This window comes from Cohnella fermenti (genome assembly GCF_004801405.1).
Classification (GTDB): domain Bacteria; phylum Bacillota; class Bacilli; order Paenibacillales; family Paenibacillaceae; genus Cohnella; species Cohnella fermenti.
Window position 1 is genome coordinate 1 of the sequence record NZ_SSOB01000084.1, and the last position, 8,348, is coordinate 8,348.

4 protein-coding genes are annotated in these 8,348 nt (G+C 56.5%); all 4 read left to right on the forward strand.

The genetic code is table 11. From position 1 onward, the window contains the following. Nucleotides 1-486: 486 nt before the first annotated feature. From E6C55_RS32885 to E6C55_RS34040, 4 genes are read left to right on the forward strand one after another with little or no spacing between them, the layout of a single operon-like run. On the forward strand, nucleotides 487-5,985 hold the full coding sequence (locus E6C55_RS32885) for an AAA family ATPase (RefSeq protein WP_136374068.1): 5,499 nt from the start codon (nucleotides 487-489) through the stop codon (nucleotides 5,983-5,985). Nucleotides 5,986-5,994: 9 nt separating this feature from the next. Beyond that, nucleotides 5,995-7,071 (forward strand): hypothetical protein, encoded by a 1,077-nt coding sequence (locus E6C55_RS32890; RefSeq protein ID WP_211093698.1) that lies wholly within the window; start codon nucleotides 5,995-5,997, stop codon nucleotides 7,069-7,071. Then, a complete protein-coding gene (locus E6C55_RS32895) occupies nucleotides 7,068-7,613 on the forward strand; it encodes a GNAT family N-acetyltransferase (protein ID WP_136374069.1) in 546 nt (181 codons plus the stop codon). The genes E6C55_RS32890 and E6C55_RS32895 overlap by 4 nt, the downstream gene beginning before the upstream one ends. A 30-nt stretch (nucleotides 7,614-7,643) precedes the next feature. Next, nucleotides 7,644-7,793 carry a hypothetical protein gene (locus tag E6C55_RS34040; protein WP_168736010.1) on the forward strand — a complete coding sequence of 50 codons (150 nt, stop codon included), beginning with the start codon at nucleotides 7,644-7,646 and terminating at the stop codon, nucleotides 7,791-7,793. Nucleotides 7,794-8,348: the final 555 nt, after the last annotated feature.

Consider the following 8,348-nt stretch of genomic DNA (forward strand, 5'->3'; position numbering starts at 1 on the left):
TGTATCCGTTCCATTCCGATCACCTGCCGCTTCTTCATCCTCTTTCCTATTATCCAAAATTAGGATGATCGCCACGAGGCTGTTATGGCCAAATCGTAGGGAACGAATTTACGAAACGTTGTACTAGCGTCATATTAAAGAAACAGTTAAAAAGACCTGTATGGATGCAGGTCTTTTTAACTGTTTGCCGTGAGGAAAAAGAAGGGGATTGTATGTATCTGTCGAATAGACGTTAGGGTTGGGAGGTTAAAGTATATGACTGATCTGGAGCATTCAATCGAATGTATGAAAAGGGACATCGAGCAATTGACTCGAGTCCGCACACAGGCAAACGATCTCTTGATTGAGCTCGCAGCCTGGCACGAGTCAGACCGACTTTTTCCGGCTGATTTGTGCGTGAGCTTGACGAACGTTTTGAGCGACATGCTTCGCCTGCAGGATCAATGCTTCGAGATGCTGCCGGCAACCTTGGAGCGACCCGTCACCATGGCGGAGCTAAAGCGCAATCAAGAAGATATGGAGCGCTCGTCTCGCGTACAGATCCAGGCGGAGCATGCCCGCCAGTGCGTCGCACTGTTTACACAGTTGAGCTGTACGGAACCGGAGATTGCCAACGAGTTCAAGAAGCACCAGGTCCAGGCCGGCCAGCTGTTGCTGCAGCCGCTGTCCGACGAAGCGTTCGTCGAGGCTGCAAGCGTCTACGCAACGGTTATTCGCCTGCTCCGAGAGCCGGACGGATTGGAGCCCGCTGCGGAAGAATACCGGACCATTACCGACACCATCGGCTTTGTTACGAAGCATGCGCTCGTGAACGGCTGGCTGACTTGGTCGTCTGCCGAATCTTCGGCGGCTGCCCGGGAAGTTATCGGCGAGCAGACCGCGCATCCGCCGATGCCGGCTGCCTCAGAAGCGGAAGCAGCCGAATCCGAGACGGAGCCCGCAGCCGCTCCCGAAGTCGTCGGCTCGGAGCCCGGCTCCGGGTCCGGGACCGGCATCGAGGCGATAGCGCAATTCGAGTCTCGGTTCGACGTTCTGACGGATGCCGCAGCCCAGGCGGAGGAGTTCGAGGCCGAGGCGAATGCCGCAGCCCAGGCGGAGGAGTTCGAGGCCGAGGCGAATGCCGCAGCCCAGGCGGAGGAGTTCGAGGCCGAGGCGAATGCCGCAGCCCAGGCGGAGGAGTTCGAGGCCGAGGCGAATGCCGCAGCCGGGGCGCTGGCGGATGATGAAGCCGAAGCATCCGAGCGCGCTATGGAGGCGGAGTCCGGTCTGCAAATCCAGGCTGAACCAAGTTCCGCTGCCGCTGCTGCTGCCGATGTGGGCATCGATGCGGAGCAAGCCGGACCGGGCATCGATTTTGGCCGGCTCGTTCACAGTGTATTTGACAAAGCCAAAGCCAAGGACAGCTTTTCCGCCAACAAGTTCGAGGGTGAACTCCGGCTAATGAGGGGGGGCACAAAAGCGATCGCTTATGCGATGGGCTTTATTTACAATTGCGGCGTGCTTGCGGTCAGTCAGTTGACCGAGCTTGTTGCCGGGTTGCTCCCGTCCTTTGCATCGAACCGCAAGGAGGTCGAAGACTTGTTGAAGGCCTCCCTTCACAAGTTCAGCCAAAAAGGCTATCTGGCCGAGCATACCCTGGTGTTGGCGGAGGATACCGATACCTGCTACTCCCTGACCGACTTCGGCGCCGGAGCGTTCCGCAAGGAGACGAGCCGCAAGTTTTTGCTGGCCAAGTCCCAGTTAAGGCTCGTGTCGCGCCCTGAAGAGGATGATTTTCTTCGCCTGGCTCCTCCCGATGCCGGCGCCGCGGCTTACAGGCTGCGGGAACTGAATCGGGCTCATCATCGGCTGTCCAGGAAGATGCCCGGCCAGTTGATGCTGATGTATACGGGCGTTGCGCCTTTTCCGCACCGGAAGCTGCGCAGGCGCGTGACCGGACAGAGCTTTGTGCTTGTGCCCGGATTGCCGGATACTGCACAGCTCCAGGCCGATCTGAGCCGTATGCTCGAGACGATCGCGCAGTACGACGATGCCGCGCCGGTCGTGGTCGCCGATTCGATCGAATCCGGGCAATATTGGGCGGATGCGCTGTCCACCCCCGCGAATCGCGCGTACTTCCTGTACGTCGGCGACGGAGAGCTGCTGCTCGGAGACGCTGCAGGGGAGGACTGCTCTCCTTCGCTGTTGGGATGGGAGTCTCCCGAGGTGTCGGCGGATGCCGAGCTGGAGCTTTCCCTTCAAGAGGAGACGGCGGCAGAGGACCACGTTGAAGTCGAGTTGCCGGCCTTGCCGCATTCCGAACCGGGGACCTCGTCTGTCTCCGAGGCGCCTGCGCAGACGAGCGGGTCCGATGCGCCCGCCGAGCATACAACCGCGATGCACCCGGACGATCTTGAACGCGTCGTCGGGACGGCTCTGACCATGCTGGAGCAAGGCCAGCGAGCCGAGGGCATGGTGCTGCTGCATGCCGTCTCTGGACATTCGGCAGAGGTCGAGGTGCTCAGCAGCAAGCTCGCGTATATTTTGGGCGACCCGCTCATGCCGGACGAAGATTGGTTCTCGCTTGCGGATATGCCGGTCAGCTTGCCGTTCGGGGACAGCGAGCTGCTCAATGATTATTTGAATGCCGCCATGTGGCTGCGCATTTTTTTCGATCCCGACAATCCGAACGATTATCGGCTCGGCAGTCGGTGGCTGCAAATCAACAGCGATCGGTCCAGCCCGGTGCTGGAGCAATATCCGGCAATCAAGCAACTGATCGGCTATTACTGGTCGTTTATCGATCGATACCATGTCGGGCTCAAATATTGCGCCTCGAACGACGTGCGCGATCATCTGGACTTTACCCGCTCGCTGGAGCTGTGCCGTCAGCAAATCACGGAGACGCTGGAATCGGTGTTTCCTCGTAATGTGAAAGCGAATATCAACCATCCGAAAATCCATCAGATGGTGACTGAACTGTACGGCAATAGCGGCATTCTTACGCAAACGCTGCAAAGAGCTTTTACGATGCCGCTCGCGGAGCTGAGCGTCATCTGCCAGCAATTTACGGGAGCCGACTTGTCCGCCGGAGAGATCGACCCGGAGCTTGGCCCGACAGACAGCAAGCTGGAGGCGTTCATCGACCAGCATTGGTCGGGGATGAAGTTCAAATCCGATGCGGACAAGAGCACGACGCTGACCGGTGCTTTTAGGAACCGCATGCGCAGTCGCCTGCACGAAGCGACCGGGCCGCTGCTGCGGTGCTATGTGTATCGCGTTCAGGAAGAGCGGCAGCAAGCCGCTTCCCACATGAATCCCGATACGATCAATAAAGTTCGCCAACAAACCCAGGTGTACATCCGGGAGGCGCTCGGCCAGTTGGCCGGTCCGCCGCTGCATGCGACCGGACACCAATGCCTCGCATACGCCATCCGCCGATTGCAGGATGCGCTGGGCGATCGGCAGGCGAAGCCGCCGCGCAAGTTTTATGCCTCGCTGCTGCTCTCCGGCGAGATCGAGCTGGATCGCAACTACTTGCCCTTGCTGGACGATGACTGGCAGCAAGAGACGCCGATCGCAGGTTACCGGATCTGGGAGCGCGCACTGCGGCACTGCAGCGACCGGCTGGAGTCCTGGGAGGCGGCGGCAGAGCAGGCGCTTCGCCAATACGATATGGGGACGTTTGCGCTTATTGCGAACGGCATCGATGACTTCTCCCTCGCGTCTGTCGGGGTGGATGACGCGAAGGTTGATGAGATTCGCAAGCAAGCGAAGCAACTGCCGGAGCGGTACAAGAATGATTTTATGAACGATATCGAGAGCGCTCAAAATTATGGGCAGATGACCAGCAACGACGAGATGCACGGCTACCAGAAGCTGGTGGAGGCTGCGCGCAAACGGGCTTCGGAAACCGAAAATGTCGGCTTCTTCAAGCGGCTGCTTGAGGCATGCCGAAGGCAAATCGTACACGGCTCGGATGCCCGCCTGGAGGCAACCCGGAGCCGCCTGAAGGCGCTGAAGGACAGCATTTTGCACGATCCGGCGCGCGGCACGCAAGAGAGCGACGAGGAAGTGCTCAGTCAGTGGCCGATTCTGGACAGAATCAATCTGATGCTCGAGAAGCGTAATATGACGGTCGCGGAGGACTATATCCAGCTGGCCGGCAAGGGTCATCGGGATACGCCGTCGATTGAAGTATCCGACAAAGATACTTACATGAAGTTTCTGGAGCAGTACCAGTCGTTGTACAGTGCCTGCAATTCGCACAAGCGCGACGATTTGAATCGCATTTATGAACAGTCGGTTCGCAATCAGCTGTTCCGGAACCAGAACAACCGGAATACGGCGAGCGCGGACAGGTTCATCAAGTCATGGTACAAACCGCAAAGCTTGGGCGAATTCATGTCCCAATTGATTTTCCATAAAAACAAAGTCAACAAGCACCGCGACAACGAATACTACGTGTACCCCGAGCCCAGCGACGCCAAGCTTGGCCAGTATCCGCATCCGTTTGAAGTGTTCGGGACGAAGGCCGTCGAATGCGGCGTTCGCATCCTGATGATGGACGGGATGCGATCGGCAGATACCGTACTTGACGAGGTGACCCAGATGGGGGCGGGCGACGGATCGGCGACCATCGTCATCTTGAATTATGCCTTGTCGCTTGCGGATCGGCGTCAATTGGCCAAATCAATCAAGCTGCGGTCCATTCCCGAGGCGATCGTCGTCATTGACCGGGTGATGGCGCTGTTTCTGGCGGGCTTCAGTCAGATTGAGCGCGGCAACGCATTTCTAATGGTCGCGCTGCCTTCTAGCAAGGTGCAGCCTTACAGACCTAATCCCGACAGCGGCATCCCCCCGGAGATGTTCATCGGGCGCACGGATGAGCTGGACAAAATTCAAAATCCGAGCGGTCCTGTGTTCGTCTATGGCGGACGCCAGCTTGGCAAAACGGCATTGTTGAAGGAATCCAAGCACCGGGAGCATGATCCGGAAAACGGACGTTATGCCATCTTCGTGGATCTGAAAAAGCAAAATGTCGAGGAGTCGCTTCATAAGATATGCAAGGAACTGGAGAACGAGGGGCTGATCCAACAGCCGTGCGGCACATGGGACGAGCTGGTCGGGGTATTGCGGGTTCGACTGTCCAGTCGGGAGCAGCCGGTACGCAAGCTGATGCTGCTGCTCGATGAAGCGGATGCGTTCATCGCCAGCTGCGAGCCGCTGCATTATCGCCCGCTCGAGTTGCTGAAGGAACTGAAGGACACGTCAAACCATCAGTTCAAGTTCGTTCTCGCTGGCTTGCGCGACATTGTGCGCTTCAACAAACAGCGGCTGCGCGAAAACAGCGTCCTGGCGCATTTGGGGCATATCACCATTCGTCCGTTAAAATATTTGGACGCTCGCAATTTGCTGCTTCGTCCGCTGCAGTATCTCGGCTTCCGGATCGATCAAAACGGCGAAGACATTATCAGTCTGATCCTGGCCAAAACCAATTATTATCCGGGTCTTATTCACTTTTATTGCGAAAAACTGATTGAGGCGATCGCCGACAGCTATGGTCACGGCAATTATAAAGATAACGAGACGCCGCCGTACAAGCTGGATGAACGCCATATCAAGACGCTGCTCGGCCATTCGGAATTTTTGTCCGAAATCGAGCGGAAATTTTCAATTACATTGCAGCTGGACGCAGACAATTTATATGATATTTTGGCAAAGGCAATGGCGTATCATTACCATGAAAAAGGGATTGGCAAAGGGGCATCTGTTGACGATATCATTCACATTTGCCAATACTTTGACATTCATAAAATCGGAAAGATGTCGTATGAAAACGTCAGGGCGCTGCTCGAGGAGATGGACGAGCTGAACATATTCCGTCGGGAGACCCAGGATTCCGATAAATATGTGTTCAATCGTTACAGCTTTTTCCAGATGCTGGGCAACGTAGAGCAGGTATTCGAGCATCTGGCGTTATACAGCGAACAGAGAGAAGGCTGATAGGCTGATATGGACAAGCAGTCGCTATGGTGGAACTATGTATCAGGGGCCGTCCGCTATGTTCAGGACTCCTTCGCGCTCACCGCCGGCAATCGCGTGCTGCTGCTGGAAGAGATTCCGTTCATGACGGAGTATTTGAACCTGATTCAGGATCAACTGAGGCATTGGGACACCAGTCTGCAGGTGGAGCCCAGCGCGGCCGACGAATGGAACGGCGGTCGCGAGATCGGCGAGCTGCTGCTGGAACGGTATGGGGCGCATTCCGACTATCATCCGATGGACGGCTCGAGGGTGGAGCATTTAGCGAAGAACAATTTGTTGGCAGGGCGTTTGCTGATCGTGCGAGAGGTAGAGCGCTGCCCGGACTGGCTGCCTGTCGCCATCGATTACGGCAAGCATAGTACGGTCCGCAACGGTCTGCTCATCTTGACGTACAACGGTTCCTGCCCGCTTGCCGGCAAACGGCGAGGGATCGGCACGCTCAAATGGGACGAATATATCACAAGCTACGACATGCACTTGTTCGCGTCGTACTGCGTGGCCGACCATCACCAACTGCCGGCTTCAGTGAAGCGATACATTACCCAGCTCGCCGCCAGTCTGTCGGGCGCCGATCCCGATCTGTGCAGCAGACTGGCTACCGAGCAGTTGGCGCATGATCCCCTGTCGATGCTGCAGACGCTGGCCGCCGAATCGGCAGCAGCGGCAAAAATGAGCGAGGATGCCGCGTTAATCGAATCTGCGCTGTGGGAATCCCAGGTCCAGATCGTGTTTCCCATCATCGAGCAGGTTCGTCGCCGGTTCATCGAGAGCTACTTCAGTCAGCTGCTGACGGTGCTTCCTCAACAAGACGACTACGGGAAAACAATCGCTGGTCCGCAAGAAATGGAGCTTCGGCATATGTGGTATTCTTACTTCAAGGGCGCAGGCTTCCACAATGAGGAGGATAGGCGAGACTTCAGGCTCGTGTATGACGCGCGCAACAGGCTGGCCCACCTGCACGTGCTGGAGCCTTCCTCGGTGATGGAATTGTTAAAGCTTGTATCTGACGAAGTCAGCTTCACGCGAAACCGGAGCATAAAATGAAAATAAACAAACGGAAATATGCCGTGAATGGACTAACCTACATCATTCGCTCGGCCACAAACGAGGATGCAAGGCAATTGTCCGAAGTGCGCCTGCAAATCGACGGCGAGACGGAAAATATGGATCGGGAGCGGGGAGAGGCGTTTATCGATGCGCCGGGCTTCGAGCAGATGATCGAAGCGGATACAGAAAGCAGGAAAAACCTGTTTTTAGTCGCGGAAGCGAACCATCGGATCGTCGGATTTTCAAGATGCGAGGGCAGCCCTTTGCGCAGGTTCGCTCATAAGGTAGAATTCGGCGTATGCGTATTAAAAGCGTATTGGGGACACGGCGTCGGGACAAACCTGCTGAAAGAATCCATCGCTTGGGCCGATGCGCACGACGTTAAAAAAATGACGTTACAAGTGCTGGAAACCAACGATAAAGCCGTCAAGCTCTATGAAAAATTCGGCTTCGAAAGAGAAGGGCTTCTAAAAAGAGACAAAGTGCTCTCCGACGGCTACTACTACAACACCATTGTGATGGGGAGAACGGTAGACTGAGCGAAGCCGCCGGAAGGGAGATGCGGGGAGGTGCGGAAGGGGAGATACGGAGCCCCAGAAGGGGAGATGCTGAGCCGCCGGAAGGGGAGAAGCGGAGAGGTGCGTGCGGGATCGGGGCAATCGCACCGCTCCCGCGCCACCGTCCGTCCGCTCGCCGCCAACTTCCCCATAATCGCCTAAATTTGTGTGATTCCATATCGCTGCCGCTCCCACCATCCGTTCACTCGCCGCTAACTTCCCCATAATCGCCTAAATTTGTGCGATTCTATATCGCTGCCGCGCCACCGTCCGTTCACTCGCTGCCAACTTTCCCATAATCGCCTAAATTTGTGCGATTCTATATCGCTGCCGCGCCCATGCCCGCATCGACGCCGCTCCCGAAGCCGGATCGTATCCTGCAGGCGACCGTCTGCCGTCTCCTCGGGCTCTTCACAAAAAAGACAAGCCACCGGCCGCGCCGTCGACTTGTCCTTATGATGCCGTCCGTCAGCTACTCAGAACGGTAGCGTGTGCTGTTCTCCTACATCTTCATGAATCGCCCGACAGCCGTATTCGCCATCGCGATTTTCACAAATTCCTTCGGCTGGCTTGACGATGGCGGCTTCGACCTAGTACAACGTTTCGTAAATTCGTTCCCTACGATTTGGCCATAACAGCCTCGTGGCGATCATCCTAATTTTGGATAATAGGAAAGAGGATGAAGAAGCGGCAGGTGATCGGAATGGAACGGATACA

Excerpts from the sequence above, each read along its gene's own strand:
- E6C55_RS32885 (WP_136374068.1), top strand. The coding sequence starts at position 487 with ATGGCGGAGCTAAAGCGCAATCAAGAAGATATGGAGCGCTCGTCTCGC.
- E6C55_RS32890 (WP_211093698.1), top strand. The coding sequence starts at position 5,995 with ATGGACAAGCAGTCGCTATGGTGGAACTATGTATCAGGGGCCGTCCGC.
- E6C55_RS32895 (WP_136374069.1), top strand. The coding sequence starts at position 7,068 with ATGAAAATAAACAAACGGAAATATGCCGTGAATGGACTAACCTACATC.